Annotated in this window: 22 protein-coding genes; 13 read left to right on the forward strand and 9 right to left on the reverse strand. The window is 31.9% G+C overall.

Going from position 1 to position 24,746, the window contains the following annotated elements; all coding sequences use genetic code 11:
• Nucleotides 1-138: 138 nt before the first annotated feature.
• Nucleotides 139-1,425 (forward strand): dicarboxylate/amino acid:cation symporter, encoded by a 1,287-nt coding sequence (locus ACSULM_RS10465; RefSeq protein ID WP_436862600.1) that lies wholly within the window; start codon nt 139-141, stop codon nt 1,423-1,425.
• Between the two features lie 335 nt (nt 1,426-1,760).
• Here the strand turns inward: ACSULM_RS10465 and ACSULM_RS10470 are convergent, their stop codons facing one another.
• The 4 genes from ACSULM_RS10470 to pflB all read right to left on the reverse strand — a co-directional run bounded on the left by ACSULM_RS10470 (nt 1,761) and on the right by pflB (nt 6,259).
• Nucleotides 1,761-2,069 carry a hypothetical protein gene (locus ACSULM_RS10470; protein ID WP_436862601.1) on the reverse strand — a complete coding sequence of 103 codons (309 nt, stop codon included), beginning with the start codon at nt 2,067-2,069 and terminating at the stop codon, nt 1,761-1,763.
• 153 nt (nt 2,070-2,222) lie between these two features.
• Nucleotides 2,223-3,023 carry an ABC transporter permease gene (locus tag ACSULM_RS10475; protein WP_436862602.1) on the reverse strand — a complete coding sequence of 267 codons (801 nt, stop codon included), beginning with the start codon at nt 3,021-3,023 and terminating at the stop codon, nt 2,223-2,225.
• A gap of 205 nt (nt 3,024-3,228) precedes the next feature.
• On the reverse strand, nt 3,229-3,984 hold the full coding sequence (gene pflA, locus ACSULM_RS10480; protein WP_436862603.1) for a pyruvate formate-lyase-activating protein: 756 nt from the start codon (nt 3,982-3,984) through the stop codon (nt 3,229-3,231).
• Between the two features lie 25 nt (nt 3,985-4,009).
• The gene (pflB, locus tag ACSULM_RS10485; RefSeq protein ID WP_436862604.1) at nt 4,010-6,259 is read right to left on the reverse strand and encodes a formate C-acetyltransferase; all 2,250 of its coding nucleotides are present in this window, start codon (nt 6,257-6,259) and stop codon (nt 4,010-4,012) included.
• Between the two features lie 668 nt (nt 6,260-6,927).
• Here pflB and xdrA point away from each other — a divergent pair.
• The 6 genes from xdrA to yhaM all read left to right on the forward strand — a co-directional run bounded on the left by xdrA (nt 6,928) and on the right by yhaM (nt 14,596).
• A complete protein-coding gene (xdrA, locus tag ACSULM_RS10490) occupies nt 6,928-7,392 on the forward strand; it encodes an XRE family transcriptional regulator XdrA (protein WP_069995010.1) in 465 nt (154 codons plus the stop codon).
• A gap of 259 nt (nt 7,393-7,651) precedes the next feature.
• Complete coding sequence (locus ACSULM_RS10495) at nt 7,652-8,782, forward strand: DUF445 domain-containing protein (RefSeq protein ID WP_436862605.1); 1,131 nt, start codon at nt 7,652-7,654, stop codon at nt 8,780-8,782.
• Nucleotides 8,783-8,850: 68 nt separating this feature from the next.
• Nucleotides 8,851-9,195 (forward strand): YlbF/YmcA family competence regulator, encoded by a 345-nt coding sequence (locus tag ACSULM_RS10500; RefSeq protein ID WP_069995012.1) that lies wholly within the window; start codon nt 8,851-8,853, stop codon nt 9,193-9,195.
• A 340-nt stretch (nt 9,196-9,535) separates the two neighbouring features.
• Nucleotides 9,536-10,720 (forward strand): metallophosphoesterase family protein, encoded by a 1,185-nt coding sequence (locus ACSULM_RS10505; protein ID WP_436862606.1) that lies wholly within the window; start codon nt 9,536-9,538, stop codon nt 10,718-10,720.
• Nucleotide 10,721: 1 nt separating this feature from the next.
• Nucleotides 10,722-13,658 carry an AAA family ATPase gene (locus tag ACSULM_RS10510; protein ID WP_436862607.1) on the forward strand — a complete coding sequence of 979 codons (2,937 nt, stop codon included), beginning with the start codon at nt 10,722-10,724 and terminating at the stop codon, nt 13,656-13,658.
• Entirely contained in the window at nt 13,655-14,596 is a 942-nt protein-coding gene (gene yhaM / locus ACSULM_RS10515; protein ID WP_436862608.1) for a 3'-5' exoribonuclease YhaM, read from the forward strand. Before ACSULM_RS10510 ends, yhaM begins: the two co-directional genes overlap by 4 nt.
• Before the next feature lie 116 nt (nt 14,597-14,712).
• Here the strand turns inward: yhaM and prsA are convergent, their stop codons facing one another.
• The 4 genes from prsA to ACSULM_RS10535 form a co-directional block, all read right to left on the reverse strand.
• Nucleotides 14,713-15,702, reverse strand: a complete 990-nt coding sequence (prsA, locus tag ACSULM_RS10520; protein ID WP_436862609.1) for a peptidylprolyl isomerase PrsA — start codon at nt 15,700-15,702, stop codon at nt 14,713-14,715.
• A 214-nt stretch (nt 15,703-15,916) separates the two neighbouring features.
• On the reverse strand, nt 15,917-16,474 hold the full coding sequence (locus tag ACSULM_RS10525) for a DUF3267 domain-containing protein (protein WP_436854203.1): 558 nt from the start codon (nt 16,472-16,474) through the stop codon (nt 15,917-15,919).
• Nucleotides 16,475-16,666: 192 nt separating this feature from the next.
• Nucleotides 16,667-17,038 carry a YtxH domain-containing protein gene (locus ACSULM_RS10530; protein WP_436854202.1) on the reverse strand — a complete coding sequence of 124 codons (372 nt, stop codon included), beginning with the start codon at nt 17,036-17,038 and terminating at the stop codon, nt 16,667-16,669.
• 78 nt (nt 17,039-17,116) lie between these two features.
• On the reverse strand, nt 17,117-17,542 hold the full coding sequence (locus ACSULM_RS10535; RefSeq protein WP_436854201.1) for an HIT family protein: 426 nt from the start codon (nt 17,540-17,542) through the stop codon (nt 17,117-17,119).
• A 128-nt stretch (nt 17,543-17,670) separates the two neighbouring features.
• Here ACSULM_RS10535 and ecsA point away from each other — a divergent pair, with 128 nt between their 5' ends.
• Together ecsA and ecsB are read left to right on the forward strand one after the other, a co-directional pair.
• Nucleotides 17,671-18,408 (forward strand): ABC transporter ATP-binding protein EcsA, encoded by a 738-nt coding sequence (gene ecsA / locus ACSULM_RS10540; protein WP_436862610.1) that lies wholly within the window; start codon nt 17,671-17,673, stop codon nt 18,406-18,408.
• A complete protein-coding gene (ecsB, locus tag ACSULM_RS10545) occupies nt 18,405-19,634 on the forward strand; it encodes an ABC transporter permease EcsB (protein ID WP_436862611.1) in 1,230 nt (409 codons plus the stop codon). Before ecsA ends, ecsB begins: the two co-directional genes overlap by 4 nt.
• A gap of 69 nt (nt 19,635-19,703) precedes the next feature.
• On the opposite strand, the gene ACSULM_RS10550 is transcribed toward ecsB, so the two are convergent.
• Entirely contained in the window at nt 19,704-20,207 is a 504-nt protein-coding gene (locus ACSULM_RS10550; protein WP_436854196.1) for an antibiotic biosynthesis monooxygenase, read from the reverse strand.
• A 261-nt stretch (nt 20,208-20,468) separates the two neighbouring features.
• On the opposite strand from ACSULM_RS10550, the gene hemE reads away from it, so the two are divergent.
• The 4 genes from hemE (at nt 20,469) to ACSULM_RS10570 (ending at nt 24,654) form a co-directional block, all read left to right on the forward strand.
• Nucleotides 20,469-21,503 carry a uroporphyrinogen decarboxylase gene (gene hemE / locus ACSULM_RS10555; protein WP_436862612.1) on the forward strand — a complete coding sequence of 345 codons (1,035 nt, stop codon included), beginning with the start codon at nt 20,469-20,471 and terminating at the stop codon, nt 21,501-21,503.
• 84 nt (nt 21,504-21,587) lie between these two features.
• A complete protein-coding gene (gene hemH, locus ACSULM_RS10560) occupies nt 21,588-22,511 on the forward strand; it encodes a ferrochelatase (protein WP_436862613.1) in 924 nt (307 codons plus the stop codon).
• 17 nt (nt 22,512-22,528) lie between these two features.
• Nucleotides 22,529-23,923, forward strand: coding sequence for a protoporphyrinogen oxidase (gene hemY, locus ACSULM_RS10565; protein ID WP_436862614.1), 1,395 nt, complete (start codon nt 22,529-22,531; stop codon nt 23,921-23,923).
• A gap of 173 nt (nt 23,924-24,096) precedes the next feature.
• The gene (locus ACSULM_RS10570; RefSeq protein WP_436862615.1) at nt 24,097-24,654 is read left to right on the forward strand and encodes an RBBP9/YdeN family alpha/beta hydrolase; all 558 of its coding nucleotides are present in this window, start codon (nt 24,097-24,099) and stop codon (nt 24,652-24,654) included.
• Nucleotides 24,655-24,746: the final 92 nt, after the last annotated feature.

Consider the following 24,746-nt stretch of genomic DNA (forward strand, 5'->3'; position numbering starts at 1 on the left):
ATCATCGACCAAGAAAGTGTCTTAATTGGTGTACACCTTATGAAATTTTCACTGTAAGTCTGTTGCAGTTAAATTGACAATTCATCATATATAAAAATACTTTATAATAACAGTAATAAACAAAAAGGGGATGTTGCTATGAAAACGAAACATTTGTCAGTAAAAATCGTTGTAGCATTAGTATTGGGGATAGCGATTGGTTCTATTTTTAACATGTTTTCAGATTCACTGTTCGTAGAAAACATAGACAAATATGTCTTTAATGTTATTGGACAAATTTTTCTGAATTTAATCTTTATGTTAGTGGTACCAGTTGTATTTGTTTCTATCGTTTTAGGTGTAGTAGGAGTTGGCGATCCAAAATTATTGGGTGGAATTGGGTTAAAGACCATAACGTTTTTCTTAACCACAACTGCGATTGCAATTATTATTGGTATAACGTTAGCTACTATATTACAACCAGGTTCAGGTAAATCTGAATTATTAAAAAGTGATGATGTATCTAGTTATAAACAGACTTTGAATAAAGAAAATAGCGCACAAGATTCACCAGCAAAACAAACTTTTGATCAGACGTTAATTAATTTATTTCCGAAAAATCCATTACAGGCTATGGCAACCGAAAATATGCTGCAAATAATCACTTTCGCAATCTTCATTGGTGTAGGTATTATCATGGTTGGTGCGAAAGCACAGTTGATTCACAAATTTTTAGACCAAACAAATGAAGTACTTATGTATATTGTGACAATGATAATGAGTGTTTTTGCGCCAATTGGTACATTTGGATTGGTTGCACATGCATTTACTGGTGCAGGATTTGGAGCAATTCAACAACTAGGCATGTATTTCTTTATTGTCTTACTCGCATTAGCGATACATTTCTTTGTAGTTTATGGAGCTGCAGTAAAATTCATTGCAAAATCGAGTCCTTTAAAATTCTTCAAAGATTTTATTCCTGCAATTACTTTAGGTTTTAGTGCGTCAAGTTCGACGGCGACGTTACCTGTTTCCTTAGAATGCACCAAAAAAATGGGGGTTAAAAGAGAAATCGCATCATTTGTACAACCATTAGGGGCAACGATTAATATGGACGGCACAGCAATTATGCAAGGTGTTGCAACCATATTTATTGCGCAAATTTCAGGAGTCACTTTAACTTTTGGCCAAATAGTCACAGTGGTTGTTATTGCCGTTGTAGCATCTATTGGAACAGCTGGTGTTCCAGGCGTTGGATTAATTATGCTTGCTATGGTATTGAATGCAGTAGGTTTGGATCCAGCAGCAATTGGTATCATTTTGGGCATTGATAGATTGCTCGATATGACGAGAACCTCTGTGAATATAACTGGAGATGCTGCCTGTGCATTGATAATTTCTAAATCTGAGGACAAAAAATTAGCAGCTATAAATTCCAAGAATTAAAACAAGATAAGAATAGAAGAATTAATAAAAAACACTCTGTATGGTAGGTATGAATAAATACCATTATTTCAGAGTGTTTTTTTTAATGCATGTACTCAGTAAAATTAAAAATGATTTGTCTAGTATCTGGTTAAATCACCTTTTTTTCAGTAAATACATAGCAGTTCCTGCAAGAATGCCAATAATAATAGAGTTTAATATACTAGCAAAGAGACTATTTGAGATACTGAAAATTAATAATGAAACTAATAACATGGCAATTAAACAAATAAAAATAATCCAAAACTTTTTCATCGTTTAACCTCACTTAAATCAATTTTTTTTTAATACTTCATTTAACGAATTGCATCATATAATTCCACAAACTTTTTTGCTTCTGCACGTTGAACTTGATCGAAAATCCATGTTTCTCCATCATTATCCATTATGGTAATTCTAAATGGTGAAAAGGAAAGGCCAGTTTTTAAAGTTTGAATCTCATTAAATAAAAATGTTTCTTTAACATTTGCAACTTGAATTGGCTCAATTGACTTAAATATAATACGGTCATCTAATAAAATGAGGTGTCCTGGAATTGTTTGCAACTGAAAAAATTTTAATGAGGCATTTATTGCTAATACAGGATGATTAATATCAATTTCCATAAATATGACTCCAATCTAAATGTAATTTAAATTATCAAAATAATTAAAAGATTGATTGAAACATTGTTTGCTTTAAGTATAACATTTTATGACTATTAGTGAATTAAGACAATAAAAATCCCTCTGTTCATAAAGAACAAAGGGATATTACATTTACATGAAATCTGCAAAATGATCTCTATAACGCATATGCACAATAGCACCTATAATGAACAAAGCAGTAACAAGTATCAGATTATATACCGTTAAATGCCAATGTTCTATAAAATACCATTGATGATGTAGGACTGCTGCTCTGTATCCTTCTGCTAAAAAGTAAATTGGATTTAACTTCATAACTGTTACTACAATTTCATTTTTAGGTTCATATAAAATTGAAGAAACAAAGAATATGATACGCATTAAGGATTGCATAATCATCTGTGTATCACGGATTAATACACCAAGTGTCGAAGTAAGAATTGAAATAACAGTGGTTAAAATCAGTGCATATGGCACGTAAATTAATAATTGTAATGAATAAATAGACGGGTGATAGCCACCAAAAAAACATAGAATTAATACAATTAATAATAATCCAAGATGGCCATAGAATCTACTGAATACAATATAACTAGGTATGATTGAAAGTGGGAATTTCATTTTAGCAACCTGATTGTATTTTGATACGATAGCTTTCGTACCCTCAAGTACACCTTGGTTAACGAAGAACCACATACTAATACCAACAATCAGCCAGTATATAAATGGAATATCATCATGTGTGGCATTGTTACGTAATCCCAATCCAAATACGAACCAATAAACAGCAATTTGCATGGCAGGGTTAATAATTTCCCATGCTACGCCTAAATAATTGTTGTGATTGGAAATGCGAAGTTGAAAATCTGCTAGTCTTTTAATTAAATATAAATTGTTTAATTGTTCTTTAAACACAAACCAAATTGAATTCATTTGAACATATCACTCTTTCATATACTTTATTTCTATATATCAATGAAAAATATTATACATTATTTTTTGAATGCAAGTAAAACTATTTAGTAAAACTACGTGCCAGAATTCTAAAATAAGAACATTAAAACGAACCTCCATAATTGCTGTGAGGAGGTTCGCTGAAATTTATTGTTGTCACAATAGTTGATAGCATTATTAAAAACTATATATTCATTGGAATGTTACCCTTAAAATTAACGGTCTGATAAGCGTGTATAACATCTTCATCAGTAGGCGGTTCTATGTCGGTTAACTGATACGCAATATTCATTGCTTCCCATTTATGAACACCAAGTTGATGGTACGGCAAAATTTCAAAACGTTCTACATTGTCTAATGTATTGATGAATATTCCAAGTTCCTCTAAATCAGAAGGGCAATCTGTGTATCCTGGTACGAGTACATGTCTTATCCAAATTGGCTGCTTCAATTTCGATAATTTGTGGGCAACATTTAAAATATGGGTGTTTGGCTTTCCAGTTAGTGAAATATGTTGTTCATTATTGATGTGCTTTATATCTAATAATAGTAGATCTGTATATTTTAATAATTCATCGAAATGTCTGTTGAAAGCAACTGTATCATTAGCACATCCTGCAGAGGTATCAATACAAGTATGGATACCGTGTGCTTTTAATGCTTTAAAGAGTGCTGTTAAGAAAGGCATTTGTAACAGCGGTTCCCCGCCACTTACCGTAACACCACCACCTGAAGCGTCAAAATAAGGCTTGTACGTTAATATCTCTTCAACCATTTCATCTACAGTAACTTCTCGGGAAGGTGCATTTATTTGCCATGTGTCAGGGTTATGGCAATATAAACATCTTAATAAGCAACCTTGAGTAAATAATATATATCTAAGTCCTGGTCCATCAACAGTGCCCATACTTTCAATGGAATGTAAGTGTCCTTTAAGCATTTTAGTACCACCTTATGCAACGTTATTACATTTTTTCGTGGAATGTACGAGAAATAACGTCGAGTTGTTGTTCACGTGTTAATTTAATAAAGTTAACGGCGTATCCTGATACACGAATCGTTAATTGTGGATATTCTTCTGGATGTTCCATGGCATCTAATAACGTTTCTCTATTAAAGACATTGATATTTAAATGATGTCCATGTTGCATTGCGTATCCATCTAACATACTTGTTAGGTTTTTATTTTGTTCTTCTGGTATTTTACCTAATGATTTAGGCACGATGCTAAAAGTATTTGATATACCATCTTTACAGCAATCATATGGTAATTTCGCTACTGAACTTAGGGATGATAGGGCACCATTTTGATCACGACCATGCATTGGGTTAGCACCTGGTGCAAAAGGTTCGAAAGCTTTACGGCCATCAGGTGTATTACCAGTCTTTTTACCATAGACAACATTAGAAGTAATTGTGAGCACACTCATTGTATGTTCAGAGTTGCGATATGTTTTATGACTTCTTAATTTGGTCATAAATCGTTCTACTAAATCTATTGCAATTTCATCTACGCGTTGATCATTATTACCATATTTAGGGAAGTCACCTTCGAATTCAAAATCAACAACCAGACCATTTTCATCACGAATTGGCTTAACTTGTGCATGTTTAATCGCTGATAACGAGTCTGCTGCAACTGAAAGACCAGCAATACCTGTAGCCATTGTGCGAATGATATTTGTATCATGTAATGCCATTTCAATACGTTCATAGCTATATTTATCATGCATATAATGAATAACATTTAATGCATTAATGTACACACCAGCTAACCAGTCCATCATCTTATCAAATTTTTCAAATACTTCATCATAATTTAAAATGTCGCTTTGAATTGCTTCGTATGCTGGTCCTACTTGCGCGCCTGATTTTTCATCTTTACCGCCATTAATAGCATAAAGCAAAGTTTTTGCTAAATTTGCACGTGCGCCAAAGAATTGCATTTGTTTACCAATTTTCATTGCTGATACACAACAAGCAATACCATAATCGTCACCGTAAGACTCACGCATTAAATCGTCGTTTTCATATTGAATTGAACTTGTTTTGATACTCATTTTTGCACAGTATGTTTTAAAATGTGTAGGCAACTGAACTGACCATAAAACAGTTAAGTTTGGCTCTGGAGCAGGTCCTAAGTTGTCTAAAGAGTGTAGGAAGCGGAATGAGTTTTTCGTAACTAATGGTCTACCATCAATGCCAACACCACCAATAGATTCTGTTACCCAAGTTGGATCACCAGAGAATAATTCGTTGTAATCTGGAGTTCTTGCAAATTTAACAATTCTTAATTTCATGATGAAATGGTCAATAATTTCTTGAACTTCACGTTCAGTTATTGCGCCATTATTTAAATCACGTTCAGCATATATATCTAAGAATGTTGAAGTACGTCCTAAACTCATTGCAGCACCATTTTGTTCTTTAATTGCTGCTAAGTAAGCTAAATACAACCACTGTACAGCTTCTTTGAAATTCGTTGCAGGACGTCCTAGGTCAAAGCCATATTTATGACCTAATTCTTTAAGTTCTTTTAATGCACGATATTGCTCTGAGAGTTCTTCTCGTAAACGAATAACATCTTCTGACATTTCAGTAGACATAGTATTGAAGTCATGCATTTTGGCTTCCATTAAGAAATCAATACCATAAAGTGCGACACGACGATAGTCTCCAATGATGCGTCCTCTACCATAGGCATCTGGTAATCCTGTAATAATACCTGCTTTTCTACAGTTAAGCATTTCTTTTGAATAGGCATCAAATACACCTTGGTTATGTGTTTTTCGATAATCGGTAAATATTTTTTCTGTTTCAGCATCTAGCTCATAACCATAAGCCTCACAAGCTGCTTTTGCCATACGAATACCGCCAAAAGGTTGCATCGAACGTTTGAATGGTTGTTCTGTTTGTACACCAACAATCGTTTCTAAGTCCTCATTTAAGTAACCTGCGTCATGAGAAGTGATTGTTGAAGCAACTTTGGTATCCATATCCCACATGCCACCACGTTCACGTTCTTCTTTAGATAATGTCATGACTTGATCCCATAGTTTTGTTGTAGCTTCAGTAGGTCCCTCTAAAAACTGATCATCTCCGTCATACAGTGAATAGTTTAGTTGAATAAATTCGCGAACATCTACTTGACGATTCCATCGACCATTTTTAAATCCATGCCATGCAGTTGCTTTTTCATTTGTTTTTTCTAGCATAAAAATGCCTCCAATCATATTGTTAATATTTTCACAAATATTGTATCATCTATATTGTTATATTTTTCACAAACATTGTGAACGTTTTTTCACTGTTCTGTGACTGAATTGAAAAACTGTATAGAAAATGAATACAGTTAACTATGAACAGAGAACTGTTGTATAACAGCTTGGAAAGTGATTAACTATTAAAAGTGAATTTTCGATTAAAAGAAAGTTTAAATAAGCTATTACAATTTAGTAACAAAGAAGCGTATACCAGTAAGGTACTTATGTAGATTCACACTTAGAGATTGCATTAAAAATGAGCAGATAAATGACAGTTTTATAAACTATTCAATCTTTTTGTGTGCGGAATTGAATGAAATAAGCTATAATAACAAATAGTGTTTTTATCTTAAAAGGGTAATAAGTAATTTGTATTATTGTATTTTTTACTATACTTAATATGGTTAAAAACAAGCAGTTTTTGTTTTTAAATTAATTATATGATATAAGATTGATTATTTTGATAATTGCGCCAATGACAATAAGCAATGAAAATTTCATTTCACTCTTTTATTTTACTGAAAAATGTAATATGATGTAATTTGTGTTTCAAGAAGCGTGTATTATTGCAATTTCTTGTGTCCGGATAAAATATTTCTTTATGAAAGGTAGATTAAGTAATGGATAGACAGAGTTTTACAGATTTAATTCAAACAAAATTTAAAATGGTTCGTATTGAAGCAGGTTACACGCAAGATACGATGGCCCAAACTATTGGTCTTTCAAAAAAGACATTAGTACAAATAGAAAAAGAGAGAGTACTACCTAACTGGACAACATGTGTGTCAATTTGTGCATTATTCAGAGATTCTGATGTTTTAAATAGTACGTTTGGTTGTGACCCACTAGAAATGGTACAAACAATTTCACGTAATCATTGTGCATACCCAAATCATTCTACGACAAGTGATATCTACTGGAATACTGTAGATAGTCGTAACGGCTTTACACTACAAAGCAATAAGGTAAGCGACATTTATCGTGTATTGAATCAAGAAACTCAACCGATTTTTGGTACTTCTAAACTTAGAGAAGCTGAGACGTATTTTGGAAGAATTTCTAAAGAAGAATTAATGCACGTATAATATTAATTCAAATTGTGATAGAAGAATCATTATTTATATAAAGTATGAAAACATTCATTTACACTTATATATGAATGATTTAGTCACTATATTTTAAAAGATCTAAACATTGTTTTAGGTCTTTTTTATTTTTAGATATTTAGCCATTTTTAAACTTTAAAAACACAAAATTACTATTTAGAAGTGTTATAAGATACTGAAATGGTTATAATAAAAGAGTCATTTTAAATGAACTAAAGTAAATAAAGGAGTAACTGATATGCATGCATTTTTGATAATTGTCTTTATGATGGTGATTGGTGCAATCATTGGTGGTGTCACGAATGTGATAGCAGTTAGAATGTTATTTCATCCATTTAAGACATATTATATTTTTAATAAACGTGTTCCATTTACACCTGGATTAATTCCTAAAAGAAGGGAAGAAGTCGCAGATAAAATAGGACAGGTGGTTGAAGAACATTTACTTACTGAAAGTGTCATTCATTCAAAATTAAATGCAACTTCTTCAAGAGAGGCAATAGAGGAACTAGTATTAAAACAAATACAAAAATTAAAGCAAGAAAATACCACTTTACAATATTTGGCCAATAAAGCGGATATCGATTTAACTAAAATAGTGAATAGTAAGGTAGATACATTAATTTCTTCAAAATTAGATGCATTTTACTCAGATAATAGAGAGACGCCAATTGAACAAATCATACCTAATGTTATAGCCAAAGATCTTGATCAAAAGGTTGATGCGCTACCTGAGCTATTATTTGATCGTGCACGTGTTTATTTGAAATCTCAGAAAGGTGCTACTGACATAGCATCTATGTTGGATACATTCTTTAATGAAAAAGGGAAAATAGTAGGTTTGTTGCAAATGTTTATGACCAAAGAAAGCATTGCAGAGCGTATTCAACATGAGCTTATTCGTTTAACAGATCATCCAAAAGCAAAAGCCATTGCAACACAAATTATTCAAAGCGAATATGAAACAATGAAAGCAAAACAATTAAGTGAAGTTGTAAATGAGCAACAATTTGATTCACTAAAACATTCGATTTGTGAACTAGCGATAGGCTATATGGATATTGAACACAATGCGCACAAACCGCTAACTACAATCATGCCAAGTTTTATTAATTTCTTGGAAGAAAATGTATCTAAAAAAATAACTAATATGATTATAGACAATGCGTCTAAACACGTTTCGCCAATCATGAAACGTATAAACTTACGAGAGATGGTTGAAGCACAAATCAATACCTTTGATTTGGCATATATTGAAAAATTGATTATTGACATTGCCAATAAAGAATTAAAATTAATCATGTTTTTAGGATTTTTATTAGGTGGTATTATTGGTTTATTGCAAGGTGTAATTGCAATTTTTGTATAACATATTAAATTATGTTATTGTAATACCGATGTGGTTTTCACACATATACAAAAAAGGAGTGAAGCATAGTGGCAGTAAATTTATACGATCATGCAAATCAATTAGAGCAAGCATTAAGAGAAAGTGATGAATATCAAGCTATTCAAAATGCTTATGCAAAAGTTAAAGAAAATAAAGAGTCAAAAGATTTATTTGACGAATTCCGTGAAACACAATTAAACTTCCAACAAAAACAAATGCAAGGTGAAGAAATCGGTGAAGAAGAGCTACAAAAAGCACAAGAACAAGCTCAAAAAATCGAAAATGATTCAAACATTTCTGAATTAATGGCTGCTGAACAAAACATGAGCCAAGTATTCCAAGAAATTAACCAAATCATTGTTAAACCTTTAGACGAAATCTACGCTGACTAATTTAACTTAGATTTCGCAAATGAATTTTATATAGTTTTAATAAAATGCCGACAGAGTCTTAGTGCTTTGTCGGCATTTCTATTTTTTCAAAGTCTTAAGTTATTAGATAAAATTCGATGACCGAAGAATTAACAAATTGAAGTATCAAAATGTTAATAGAATTCTATGGAGTTGAGGACTTAGTTTTATCGACTGTATTGTGTTCTGTGTGGTAAAATATAGAGATACAAGGTATTGACATGCATACAATTTATCGTCGTAGCCAATTAACAATTCTATGATGAATTGTGTTTGTTGCATTATCATAAATAAACCTTTCAATAAAGGAGAACTATACTGTATGGTGAAATTTATACATTGCGCTGACTTACATTTAGATAGTCCTTTTAAATCTAGAAGTTATTTAAGTCGGTCTATTTTAGAAGACATGCAAAAAAGTGCTTACGAGAGCTTTAAAAAAATAGTTGATTTAGCATTAAAAGAAGAGATAGATTTCATGATTATTTCTGGTGATTTATTTGATCAACAGAATCGTACATTGCGTGCGGAAGTTTTTTTAAAAGAACAATTTGAACGATTAGAACGTGAACAGATTTTTGTTTATTTATGTCACGGTAATCATGATCCGTTATCAGCAAGAATTGGTACAGTATGGCCAGATAACGTTTCAGTATTCTCAGAAAATGTTGAAACATATCAAACCATTACTAAAAATGGCGAAGAGATATTCTTGCATGGATTTAGTTATCAAAATGATGCAAGTTATGAAAATAAGCTCGACGCATACCCTTCAAGCCAAGGTCAAAAAGGTATACATATCGGTATTTTACATGGCACGTACAGTAAGACAAATACGAAAGATCGATATACAGAATTTAGATTAGAGGATTTAAATAACAAATTGTATCACTACTGGGCTTTAGGACATATTCATGAACGCCAACAATTGAGTGATATGCCGCAGATACATTATGCTGGTAATATTCAAGGTCGTCATTTTAAAGAGTTAGGTGAAAAAGGTTGCTTACTTGTTGAGGGTGATGATTTAAATCTCAACACACAATTTGTGCCAACCCAATTTATTCGTTTTGATAAAGCTACGTTAGAAACGGTTAAAACTACGAAGCAGGGGTTATTTGATGATATTCAAGCGTTTAAGGCACAAGTAAGACCACAAGGCAAAGCAATTTATCAATTAAAGGTTATTGTCAATTCCGATCAACTCATATCTGATCAAGATAAGTTGCAAGTACATGAAATGATTAGTGACTACGAAGAAAATGAACACAACTTTGTGTTTATAGAAGACTTAATTGTTAGCAATAAATTTGAAGAGCCGAATACGCTAGTCAAAGAATTTTCAACTGAACTTATTGAAGATACAACAATTTATGATCAAGCAATGAATGATTTGTATTTAAACCCCAAAGCATCCAAATATCTAGAAAATTATAATGATTTTGACAGAACAGATTTAATTGAACGTGCGGAAGCATTGTTGAAATCAGATATGAGGGGGGAATAATATGAAAATCAAATCATTAGAAATATATGGCTATGGTAGATTTATTGAAAGAAAGATTGAATTCGATGCATCTTTCACTGAGATATATGGGGAAAATGAAACAGGTAAATCAACAATTCAAGCTTTTATTCATTCTATATTATTCGGATTCCCAACAAAGAAAGAAAACGAGCCACGATTAGAACCACGATTAGGGAATCAATATGGTGGTAAGCTCACACTAATTCAAGATGACGGTTCTTTAGTAGAAGTAGAGCGTATTAAAGGTAGCGCCACTGGCGATGTTAAAGTTTATCTTCCAAATGGTACGATTAAAGATGAAAGCTGGTTAAAAAAAGAACTGAATTACATTTCTAAACGTACGTATCAAGGCATATTTTCATTTGATGTATTAGGTTTGCAAGATATTCATAAAAATTTAGATGAAACCCAATTACAGAATTACCTGTTACAAGCTGGTGCGCTTGGTTCTACAGAATTTACAAGTATGCGTGAATTGTTAAATGAAAAGAAAGAGTATTTATTTAAGAAAAATGGACGCAATCCATTAATTAACCAACAGTTAGAACAATTAAAAGAGTTAGAAAGCCAAATTCGTGAAGAGGAAGCAAAATTAACAACATATCAACGATTGGTTGATGATAAAGATAAATCAGAAAGACGCCTAAGTAATTTAAAACAAAATTTATCACAGTTATCTAAGATGCACGAACGTAAGCAAAAAGAGCTAGCATTACATGAACAGACGCAAGAGTGGAAACAATTAGAAACAAAATTAAATATAGAACCTGTCGTTTTTCCAGAACAAGGTATCGATCGTTATGAATCGGCGAAGATTCAAACTCAAAATTTAAAACGTGATATAAGTCTTAGAGAAGAACGTTTAGCACATCTTAAAGCAGAAAATGAAAAAATCACAGTGCCTAAACAAAGTGACATTGATGCTTTTAACCATTTACATCAACAAGAAAATGAGATAAAGCAAAAAGAATATGAATTAAAGGCATTAAATAAAGAAATCCAAGATAAAACACGCGAAAAAGAAGGTTTGAAATCAAATATTGGTTGGCAAACTGTACATCATGATATAGATGGTTCTGAAGCGATGAAGAGCCATGTTAGTAATCAAATTAAGAATAAGCAAGAACAAACTGCATATGTACAACAACTTGAACGAAATATTGAAGAGAACAAAATTGATAAAGAGACGAATGATGCTGAAATAAATGCATTAGAAGCGGATATTGTCCCTGAAGAAAATTTTGAGAAGAAAAAGCAACATAGTAGGCAAGTATTTGAATTACAAGAGAAAAATAACCTTTATCAAAAAATGAAAGAAACATTTGATAAAGAACAACGTGAAAATGAAAAAAGACAAAACCTATTACGCATGAGTCTAATTGCGCTAGCAGTTGTTAGTATTGGTCTGACAATCTTTTCATTTGTGTCATCCAATATATTGTTTGGAATTATATTTGCTGTGATGTCGCTTGTATTTATTGTAGGTATTTTCTTTGTGAAAACGAAAGAAGTTGGTCACAGTGAGTCATTCTCTAATGAAATAGATGATTTAGAGCATCAAATTAATAAATTAGAAGATAATTATGACTTAGATTTTGATTTAGACGACCAATACAGAGTTCGTGAGCAATTCCAAAGTGCAATTAAGTCAAAAGAAGCTATTGATAAAAAAGCAGATTACTTAATGAGTACATTAGAACAAGCGAAAAAACAATATCAACATGCACAAGATAATATTGATAAAGTTAAATCAGAGTTATTCTTATCTGATAAAATGTCAGATGAACTCATTGTTGATAGTATTAGCACAATGAATAAGATTAAAGCTCATGATAAACATATAGATGAGTTACAACAACAAGCACATGAACTAGAACAACAATTAGCAGAATTTTATGCGCATGCACAGGAAGTAACGAAACATCAATGGACTTATTTCAATGAACTTTCACTGTTCCATGACACTAGTCAGTGGTTGAAAACAGAGACAAGTAATTTGGAAAAATGGACACGAAATGATGAACAAATTAAGTTGATTGAAAGTGAAGTATCACAATTGCATAATCGACTATCTGAAAATAGCAATGTGATTGCACGATTGTTTGATTTTATTAATGTAAATGACGAAGAAGCATTTTATCAACACCATGTACAATATAAAGATTATCATCAAAATATGGCACGTTTTAATGACTTAACTAAGTATTTGGAAAACCAAAACTATAACTATGATACAAGTTCAAAATTAAGTGAAAAAACAGCAGCTCAACTTTCATATGAAGATGAAGTGTTGGCAGGACAAGTTGATGAATATAATGATCAATATTTGGAAATGCAATCCGAAGTAAGTGACTTAAATGCTAAAATTACAGATATGGAAACAGATAAAACGTTAGCAGATTTAAGACATCGATTCTACATTTTAAAAAATAAAGTGAATGATGAAGCAAAAGATTGGGCAAGTTTAAGTTATTTACAAGCTTTGGTTGATGGACATATTAAACAAATTAAAGATAAACGTTTACCACAAGTGATAAATGAAGCAACTGATATCTTTAGACATTTAACTAATGGTCATTATGTTCAAGTTACTTATGCAAATGACAATTTAATGGTAAAACAGACTAATGGGCAAATGTATGAGCCGGTTGAATTAAGTCAGTCTACTAAAGAAATTCTTTATATTGCATTACGATTAAGCTTAATTAAAACATTGAAACCATATTATCCATTCCCAATTATCATAGATGATGCATTTGTTCATTTTGATAAACAGAGAAAAGATATTATGATGAACTATTTAAGACAATTACCGAAACATTATCAAATTCTATACTTTACATGTGTGAAAGATACAAGCGTGCCTTCAAAACAAATTATTACCCTAGATAAAATCGAGGAAGGCGGTAAAAAATGAGAAACGTAGAAAAATTAAATCCCGGTGATTCTGTTGACCATTTCTTCCTAATCCATAAAGCGACGCAAGGTGTGACAGCACAAGGCAAAGATTATATGACACTATACTTGCAAGATAAAAGTGGCGATATCGAGGCGAAGTTATGGACAGTAAGTAAGGAAGATATGAAAATACTAGAACCCGAGAAAATTGTACATGTCCAAGGTGATGTAATAAATTACCGTGGCCGTAAGCAAATGAAAATAAATAAAATAAAATTAGCGACACCTGAAGATAACATGAAAACACAAGATTTTGTTGATGGTGCACCTTTAAGTCCAGATGAAATTCAGGATGAAATATCCCATTATATGTTAGAAATTGAAAATGCACATTTACAACGCATTACGCGTCATTTGATTCGTAAGCATCAAGAAGCATTTTTTACATTTCCAGCAGCGAGTACTCATCATCATAACTTCTCCAGTGGATTAAGTTATCATGTACTTACAATGTTACGTGTTGCGAAGTCTATTTGTGATATTTATCCATTATTAAATCGCAGTTTATTATATAGTGCGATTATATTACATGATATGGGTAAAGTGAGAGAATTAAGTGGTCCAGTTGCCACAACTTATACTGTTGAAGGTAACTTGCTGGGTCATATTTCTATTGCGAGTGATGAAGTGGCTGAGGCCGCAAGAGAATTGAATATAGATGGCGAAGAAGTGTTATTGCTACGTCATATGATTTTAGCGCATCATGGTAAAATGGAATATGGATCGCCTAAATTGCCACATATGAAAGAAGCAGAAATTCTATTCTTCATCGACAATATCGATGCAAAAATGAATATGTTTGAAAAAGCATTCAAGAAAACGGACAAGGGTCAATTTACTGAACGTATTTTTGGATTGGATGGTAGACAATTTTATAATCCTAAGTCGTTAGACTAATAGGAAACACAATAAAGCAGCTAATCAAAATCTATATGATGATTAGCTGCTTTTTGTTATTGAGCAAGCAAAAGACGCTAGGGGATAACCTAGCGTCTAAATTGTCGCATATTGTTTTATTGACCAGTAGCCATACCAGCACCACTTTGCATAGCTTGCTGTTGTTGTTGCTGTTGCTGTTGTTGTTTGATTTTTTCTGGATCTAAGATTGAGTCTTCAATTGCTTTTTTAATATCGCGATCTTTGTAGTCAACTTTATATTCGTCTAATAATTCTTTATATGCATCCGTAAGTAATTTTGGATCTTTTTGAACTTTTGTTTGAATTAATTGAGACTTAAGTTTACCTTTTTCTTTGTCAAAGTCATTTTCTTTATCAGCTTTGATGATATGGTATCCATAATCTGTTTTCACAATTTTAGATACTTCGCCTTCTTTAAGTTTAAATAGGGCTTTTTCAAATTTTTCTTCCATTTGTCCCTTAATTACGTAACCTAAGCTACCATCTTTTTTAGCTGATGATTTATCCATAGAATCCTCTTTGGCGATTTCACCAAATTTATCTGGGTTTTTCTCAACTTGTTTTTGGATTTTTTCAGCTTTTGCTTTTGCTTCTTTGTCTGATAGACCTTCTTTATCATCTTTGTTTTCTTTAACTTTAATTAAAATGTGTGATGCTTTTTTAGTATTGTCTTTGATTTCTTTGTCAGACATTTTCACTTTATCATTTAATAATTCTTTTTGATAAGCTTGAAGTTTTTTCTGTTCTTTATAATCGCCTAAAGACATTTTTTGTTGTTTTAACATGCTTTCAAATTGGTCTTTACCACCATATTGTTTTTCTTCTTTTTTAACTTCTTCATCAATATCTTTAGTGTTTACATCATCTTTATATTTATCAGCAAGCAACTTGTTTAATAAAATAGAAAATGAACTATTCGCAATTTGTTCATCACCGATTTTATTCATAACATCTTCTACTTTAACGTCGCCAGCTTTAGATGAAATAATTGTATCTTCTTTTGAGTCTGTTGCGCTATTACCACATGCACCTAATAACAAAGCACTAGCCGTAACAGGTAGTAAAACTTTTTTTAATGTTGTCATAGTTGGAAACTCCTTTTGTAAGAATAACAACGTAAATATAACATATTATTTACTATTCACCAATTAGAAACCTAATATCTACGACTATAGTATTAAAAATAGTCTTTGATAATGCGGTTTCGTTAAGATTATTTCAGAAACAACTAGATGTACAATGAAAAAAAGCGGACAATCTATTACGATTATCCGCTGCATAAAATATGACTTGTTAATACTAATTTATATTACTTGATTTGACTTTATTTAAAATGTTGATACCTGTTTGATGTTCTTCAATATAAGCGCCTTCATTAGAGAAAAGGATGATTTTTAAATATAAAAAATCCATTACAGAATACCCCATATTTAAGGCAATTAAAAACATTAAATAATGACCATATTGAGGATATAAAGTACTTATGTATGCACAAAGGGTTGTGATAATTATAAATGGTGTAATTAAATCAAAACAAAAATAGTACTTATTCACAGGTGTATTGACATAAGTGTTATAGAATGGAATGTTTTTTTGGCGAAGTAATTTATGTTTTTTAAACGATTTATAATATGGAATTAAGAACAATAAATGTATCGCTTTATGCAAAGGATATAAAACAATCACAAGCAATAAAAAAATTAAAAAATATTGATCTGTTAATTGTGTATTAGAAAAGAAATATAGAATTTCATATGCGATAAGAAAAGTAATGATAGTTGTAACTAAACTGAGAAATGCAATCCTGGGTAAACCGAAACGTGCATTAATATCAATTTGCCTTGTACAAAGATACACTTTCTATCATACTCCCTTCAATAATTTAAGTAGTCTGTTTACTTTGGTATTATCTAACTTAATTTAAGTAAGGTCAAGATTAATTTAACGTTAAATCAATTTAAGTAGATTGCGTGGACAGTAGGGGATGGAAAATAAAAAACAGGCTAGCCCATTAACATGGTTCTAGCCTGTCTTGAAAATTATTCACGCTTATTTATCTTTTTCAAATGCTTTAGAAATTTCTTCTCCACGATTTTGCAGGTTTTCAATGTGTGATTGTAAGTTTTCAATATTTGGATTAATATCTGATTTGAAATCACCAATCATAGTTTTAACTTCATCACCGATAGATGTACCGAATTCAGTGCTTTCAGTTTTAATTTGTGCAACGTAATTAGCGATATCATTAATACTTTGTTTAATTGTGTTTATTTCTCTATCAACTTCAGATTCAGCACCTGCTGGTCGTTTGTCACGCGCTGAGAATTGGCTAGAATCTTTTTTATCACGATTCATTAAAGCTACACCAACTCCAGTTGCAATACCTGCACCTAGGCCTAGTAAAATTTGAGCTGTTTTCATAAAAATTCTCCTTATCCTAAATAATCTCTCATCTATTAATATTTTCTGTATACCCTTTAAATCGTTGTGTAAGCATGATTATTCGAATTGGGCTGCGATTTCTTTTGCAATTTGAGCTTTTTGATTATCGTCAATCTGTTCTTCATGTGTTTCCCATTTATAACCAAAACCATCTATATCATTTTCATATCTAGGAAGTAAATGGAAGTGTAAATGAAAGACAGATTGGTCCGCGTATTCTCCATTGTTTTGAATAATGTTTAAACCATCAGGATTGAATGCAGATTTAATCGCATTCGCTACTTTAGGAAGTGCTGCTCCAATATGTTGCATTGTTTCACTGTCCGTTTCAAAAATGTTTGCTGACGCTTTTTTTGGAATTAACAATGTATGTCCTTTAGTCACTTGAGATATGTCTAAGAATGCATATACAGCGTCATCTTCATATACTTTATGACTAGGAATTTCGCCATCTAAAATTTTGCTAAAAATTGTTTCTGACATGAATCTTCACTCCTTGTAAGATTGTTACTCAATATTATAGCATTACATGCATATTTACGTCAGTTTTCAATAGTAACTTTATGACTAATCTTTGATTTTTGGTACAATATAATTTGTGGAGGTGCCTTATGACAGTTAAAGTAGAACAACTCACAGGTGGTTACGGTAAACGACCTGTTATTAAAAATATAAATTTTGAATTAACACAAGGTGAAATTGTTGGCCTAATAGGCTTAAATGGTGCAGGTAAAAGTACCACAATTAAACATATGCTAGGGTTATTAACACCCATGGAAGGAAATTTAACGATTTCTGATATTGATATAAAAAAAGATGTTGAAGCATATAGAAGGAAGTTATCGTATATTCCAGAGTCCCCAGTTATATACGAGGAATTAACATTGCAAGAACACATTTATATGACTGCAATGGCATATGATATCAGTAAGGAGACAGCAATGGAACGTGCGCGTCCATTACTTAAAACGTTTCGCTTAGAAGATGAATTAAATATATTTCCGAGTCATTTCTCCAAAGGTATGAAACAAAAAGTAATGATTATTTGTGCATTCATTGTAAATCCAGAATTGTATATCATTGATGAACCATTTCTTGGTTTAGATCCGTTAGGTATTCAATCGATGTTAGATTTAATGGTCGAGAAAAAGAATGAAGGACGAACAGTGCTCATGAGTACACATATATTAGCAACAGCTGAACGCTATTGTGATAGATTTTTAATCATGGATGAAGGTGAAGTCGTAGCCTTTGGAGACCTTGAAGCATTACAGGCGCAAACGGGCTTGAATGGAAAGACATTAGATGAAATATACATCCATGTGACACAAGGTGGTCAGGATAAATGACGCAAGAACAAGATGCCAAACAATTATTTAGCGCAAGAAAAAATGCCATTGCTAAAGAAAAACGCTATTATAATAAATTTATTTATAACGGACACTTTTCTGTATTTTTGGTCATTTTATTAGGTGCTTTTATATTGGGATATGGTGATTGGTTAAAAGCTATTCCTAAAAATATAAATTATGCACTTATTGCGAGCATCATTGTAGCTATAACTTCAATGTTCCCATTACGTACGTTACTTAAAGATGCCGACAGACTATTTTTATTACCATTTGAAAAACATATGTCAAAATATATATCGTATAGTTTGAATTATAGTTATTTTGCAAGAGTAGGGTTGCAAATAATTATGATAATCATATTATTTCCGCTCTTTTATGTGTTAAATGATAAGACTTATGGCTTTTATATATTATTTGCAGTGCTAATGCTCATTTTACCGTATGTAGGATTATTATTAAAATGGCAATGGTATAAATACCGACTAGAAAGTTGGACATTACATATCTTGCTTTTTATTCTATATACTTCAAGTTATTATGTTGCGTTAGATGCGAAGCAAATTGCAAGTGTGACATCTGTATTGTTGATTATTGGTTTAGTGATGTTGTTAAATGTACAAAATAAACATCAATTGTTCCCTTGGGAAAGATTGATTAAATCAGAGCAACAACATCATATGAATTATTATAAATTTGTAAATATGTTCACCGATGTGAAGCATCTTAAAGAAACTGCTGTTCGCAGAAGCTATTTAGATCCATTATTAGCAACACCGAAAAGCAAGCGATTTAATGAAAATTATATGTATTTGTATTTATTTAAGAGAAGTTTTGCGAGAGGGAAGGACGCATTCAATATTATCTTAAGACTTGTGCTACTAGCATTAATATTAATGTTTTGGCTACATCATCCAGTTGTCACATTGATTATCGGTAGTTTATTTATGTATATTATTTTGCTGCAAATGGCACAATTTTATACACAACAAGCATATGGTTTATGGCCGCAAGTATGGCCAAGTTCAGATACTAAAGTTATAAAAGGCTACGAGCAATTTCTATATAGATTAATGATTATCGTTGGTGTTTTATTTATTGTTGTTTATGCCATTACATTCCCAATGTATAGTTATTTTGGCCTCTTATTTTTCTTGGTAGGTTGGTTAACAATTAGAAATGTTATTAAAAAATTGAAATATCAAGAAGCTTTATTGAAAGATTAAAAAAAGTGGTGACCCGATGTTAATGAACTTCGGAGCACCACTATTTTTATAAATGATGAATCTATTATTTTAATGGTCGTCGATAGGGAATAAATATCTTTCAAAATAACTCGAATGTTGTCCACTTGCGCCAAAGAATTGACTTAGTGCTAATTTATCAAAGTTATCTTTAAATACTGAAGATGCCTTAAAATCTTCATAAGCAGTTCTGCTTTCAAAACCAAAATAAATTTTATACGTTAAACCTTGATCTGGTTTTAAGAAACGATAGCTTCTATAACCTGCAAATTGTTGGAAGTTTGTTGTTAAATTTTCTAATCTTTTTTCCAATTGATAAGCATGGTCTTCAGAAGTAGGCACAAATATTACAGAATAAAAATAGTCTTTATTTAATTCGCCTTCAGCTTTTAGTACTTCATAAACTAAAGGTTGCTTTAATACTGAACTTTGTTCTGTTTCTTCGATAATAACTGAAGAATCAGATGCTGAAAATTGTAATAAGTTATGGTCAGGGTTGTTGAGTCTGATTTGATTCAAATAACCAAATGTTCCATAAGATGCATAAATTTTCATAATTTTGTCCCCCTTGCTTGAGATATGTAACTTTAAATAACTATTTTACATTACTATAGAAATAACTAGCATTTCAAATAATTATAAAATAGACTTTGTTAATATTATAATTGATTTACGACATAAAACAATAGTCAAATGATTGAAGCGGTAAAAGTCGACACTTTGTCTTTTTTATGACATTTTATGACATTGAAACCCGTGATATATATCAATATGGTATCATAAATAAGAATGATTATAATGTAGGAGGATTAAAAGGTGCATACTAAAAATAATACAATCCTAGATATGATAAATGGGAAAGAGGTTACACATACACCTGTGTGGTTTATGCGTCAAGCTGGGAGATCACAGCCTGAATATAGAAAATTAAAAGAAAAATATTCACTATTTGAAATTACGCACCAACCTGAATTGTGTGCTTATGTTACACATTTACCAGTCGACAATTATAATACAGATGCTGCAGTATTATATAAAGATATCATGACACCATTACAACCCATTGGTGTTGATGTTGAAATTAAGTCTGGTATTGGCCCAGTAATTCACAATCCAATTAAGAATATTCAAGATGTTGAAAAATTAGGGAGTATTGATCCGAAACGAGATGTACCTTATGTGTTGGACACGATAAAATTATTGACTGAAGAAAAGTTAAATGTGCCATTGATTGGTTTTACAGGTGCTCCATTTACATTGGCAAGTTATATGATTGAAGGCGGTCCTTCTAAGAATTATAATTTTACAAAAGCAATGATGTATAGTGATGAAGCAACATGGTTTGCATTGATGGATCATCTAGTAGATATGTCAATCACATATACAACTGCACAGATTGAAGCGGGTGCACAACTCATTCAAGTGTTTGATTCATGGGGTGGTGCATTAAATGTAGAAGATTATCGTTACTATATTAAACCCGCAATGAATAAATTAATTAGTGGTATTAAGGCGAAATTCAATGTTCCAGTAATTCTATTTGGTGTAGGTGCGAGTCACTTGGCTGAAGAATGGAATAGTTTACCAATAGATGTCTTAGGGTTAGACTGGAGACTTTCTATAAAAGAAGCGCAATCGATGGAAATTACTAAGACGCTTCAAGGTAACTTAGATCCATCATTATTGTTGGCACCTTGGGAAGTAATTGAACCTAGATTAAAAGAAATATTGGATCAAGGCTTAGACCATGGTAAACATATATTTAATTTGGGGCATGGTGTGTTTCCAGAAGTACAACCTGAAACATTAAAACATGTAACCACGTTTGTACATGAATATACTCGAAGATAGTACGGCATAAATTTTAGCTATTAAGATTTACAAATATTATGTCATATACATCTAAAAATTATTATACAAAAGGATGATTTTAAAATGACAAAAACTATAGGCTTATTAGTGATGGCTTATGGCACACCATATCAAGAAAGTGATATTGAGGCTTACTATACAGATATCAGACATGGAAAAAAACCTACGGATGACGAGTTGCAGGATTTAAAAGATAGATATCAATTTATTGGTGGTTTATCACCTTTAGCGAATACAACACAAAAACAAGCAGAAGCACTGTGTGATACTTTAAATCAAGTCTATGAAGACGTGGAATTCAAATTATATATTGGATTAAAACATATCCATCCCTTTATTGAGGATGCCGTTCAGTCGATGCATAAAGATGGTATTGATGAAGCGGTAACGGTTGTGCTTGCACCCCATTATTCTAGTTTTTCAGTGGGTGCTTATAATAAGCGTGCACAAAAAGAGGCAGACAAGTTTGGAATTACATTTAAAAATGTTGAGCATTATTATCAACAACCTAAATTCATCCAGTATTGGACAGAGAAAATCAATGAAACTTTAGCTGAAATTCCACAAGCAGAACATGATGAGACGGTACTCGTAGTATCTGCGCATAGCTTGCCTAAAGGATTAATAGAAAAAAATAATGACCCGTACCCAAATGAATTAAAGCATACGGCGGAATTATTGGCGCAACATTCTAATATCATTCATGTAGCTGAAGGGTGGCAATCAGAAGGGAATACTGGTACACCTTGGTTAGGTCCTGATGTACAAGATTTAACTAAAACATTATTCCATGAACATGGGTATAAACACTTCGTATATACACCAGTGGGCTTTGTGTGTGAACATTTAGAGGTGTTATATGATAACGATTATGAATGTAAAGTCGTTTGTGATGCATTGGGCGTGAATTATTACCGTCCAGCTATGCCAAATACAGATGCTTTATTCATTGGTGCTATCGTTGATGAAATTAAAAATGTTTATTAAAGGAAGCGTGAATTATTTTGACAAATAGTATCGCAATCATTGGTGCGGGGATTACAGGTTTATCTAGTGCGTATTTTATTAAAAAGCAACGCCCTGATATCGATGTTACAATTTTTGAAGCTACATCTCGTACTGGTGGGAAAATACAAACCTTTAGAAAAGATGGCTATACGATTGAATTAGGTCCTGAATCATACCTAGGGCGTAAGCAAATTATGACAGATATAGCTAAGGACATTGGCCTTGAGAAAGATCTAATTACCAATCAAACAGGTCAATCATATATTTATGCAAAAAATAAATTATATCCCATCCCAGGGGGTTCTATCTTAGGTATTCCAACTGACATCAAACCGTTTGCTAAAACAAAATTAATTACACCAATGGGTAAATTGAGAGCAGGAATGGATTTATTTAAAAAACCAATTCTTATGAAAGATGACATTTCAGTCGGTGCCTTTTTTAGACATCGTTTAGGAAATGAAGTGTTAGAGAATTTAATAGAACCTCTTATGGGTGGTATTTATGGTACCAATATTGATCAATTAAGTCTGATGAGTACTTTCCCAGAGTTTAAAAGAAGAGAAGAACAATTTGGTAGTTTAATTAAAGGCATGCGTCATGAGAAACTACAACGGGAAAAGCAACGTCAATTGTACCCAGGTGCACCTAAGGGTCAATTTAAACAATTTAGACATGGTTTGAGCTCGTTTATTGAACGTTTGACAGAATTTGTACAAGAACAGGGTGTTAAGATTAAATTTGAGACACCTGTTAATGATATTGTCACATCACAAACAGGGTATGAAATTGTGGTAGATGAATATAAATATACATTTGATCGTGTACTTGTAACTACGCCACATCAAACATTTGTAGAATGGTTCAGTGATGATCCGGCATTTGATTATTTTAAAGAGATGGGTGCGACAACGGTTGCTACAGTGGTATTAGCGTTCGATGAAAAGCATATTGAAAACACATACGATGGTACGGGGTTTGTCATAGCACGCACAAGTCAAACAGATATTACTGCATGTACATGGACAAGTAAAAAATGGCCATTCACGACACCGAAAGGAAAAGTATTATTACGTGCATATGTAGGGAAACCTGATGATTCTGTTGTTGATGATCATACTGATGAAGAGCTAGTTAATATCGTTAAAAGAGATTTGAAGCAGATGATGACATTTAAAGGCGCACCAGATTTTAGCATTGTTAACAGATTACCGAAGAGTATGCCTCAATATCATGTGGGACATATGAACCAAATTAAAGCGATACAAACTCATATTAAGCGAAATTATCCAAAATTAAGAATTACTGGAGCACCATTTGAAGCGGTTGGATTACCTGATTGTATACAACAAGGGAAGAACGCGGTAAATGAATTACTTGAAACAATTTAGTTGTATTTAAAATAATAAATCTTGCCATCTCTTTACCAATTATTTTGATAAGAGGTGGTATTTTTAAATTGTTTGAATTAGTTAAATTCAAATTATATTTATGAGATACTAAATAAGTAACTCTAATTGAATGCAATTAAACGATAACTATAAGTTTGTTGGGGGATATATAAATGACAGATATAATCATTGTACATTCAAAATATGGTGATGCATCTAATCATTGGTATGAATGGTTAGCAAATAATCTTGAATTAGAAGGCTATGATGTCACTTTATTTAACATACCTGTTGATGAAAATAATCAAATCGAAACTTGGGTTAGTAAAATGAAAGAACAAGTTCAAATTAATAAGTATGAAACATATTTTGTTACACATGGCTTAGGAACATTAGCAGCGTTAAAATATATTGAAGAAGCTCAAGTGAGTCGTATAGAAGGTCTATTTAGTATTGCTGGCTTTATGGAAGATGCAAAAGTTTTTGCTGAAAATGTAAATACGGATAAATATCATATAGATTATGAAAAAGTGAAACGTAAAGTAGACGCTTTTTATGGATTATGTTCTAAAGATGATACGCATGTTTCTTATAAAGAAACAGAACGCTTAATGGATACTTTAGGTGGCAAATGTAAAATTACAGAATTTGGTGGCCATTTTATGGAAGACGATGGATTTACAACTTTTACGAGATTGCAAAGTAAGATGCAAGGGATTATGAGCGAATAGTTAGAGTTATATAATTTGCACATGTCGAGTTGATTTGATGTGGTTTAAAATGTAAAGTGTGGATGGTAATCAGATTTTATTTATATAAATAG

This window comes from Staphylococcus caeli (genome assembly GCF_051413795.1).
GTDB classification, from domain to species: domain Bacteria; phylum Bacillota; class Bacilli; order Staphylococcales; family Staphylococcaceae; genus Staphylococcus; species Staphylococcus caeli_A.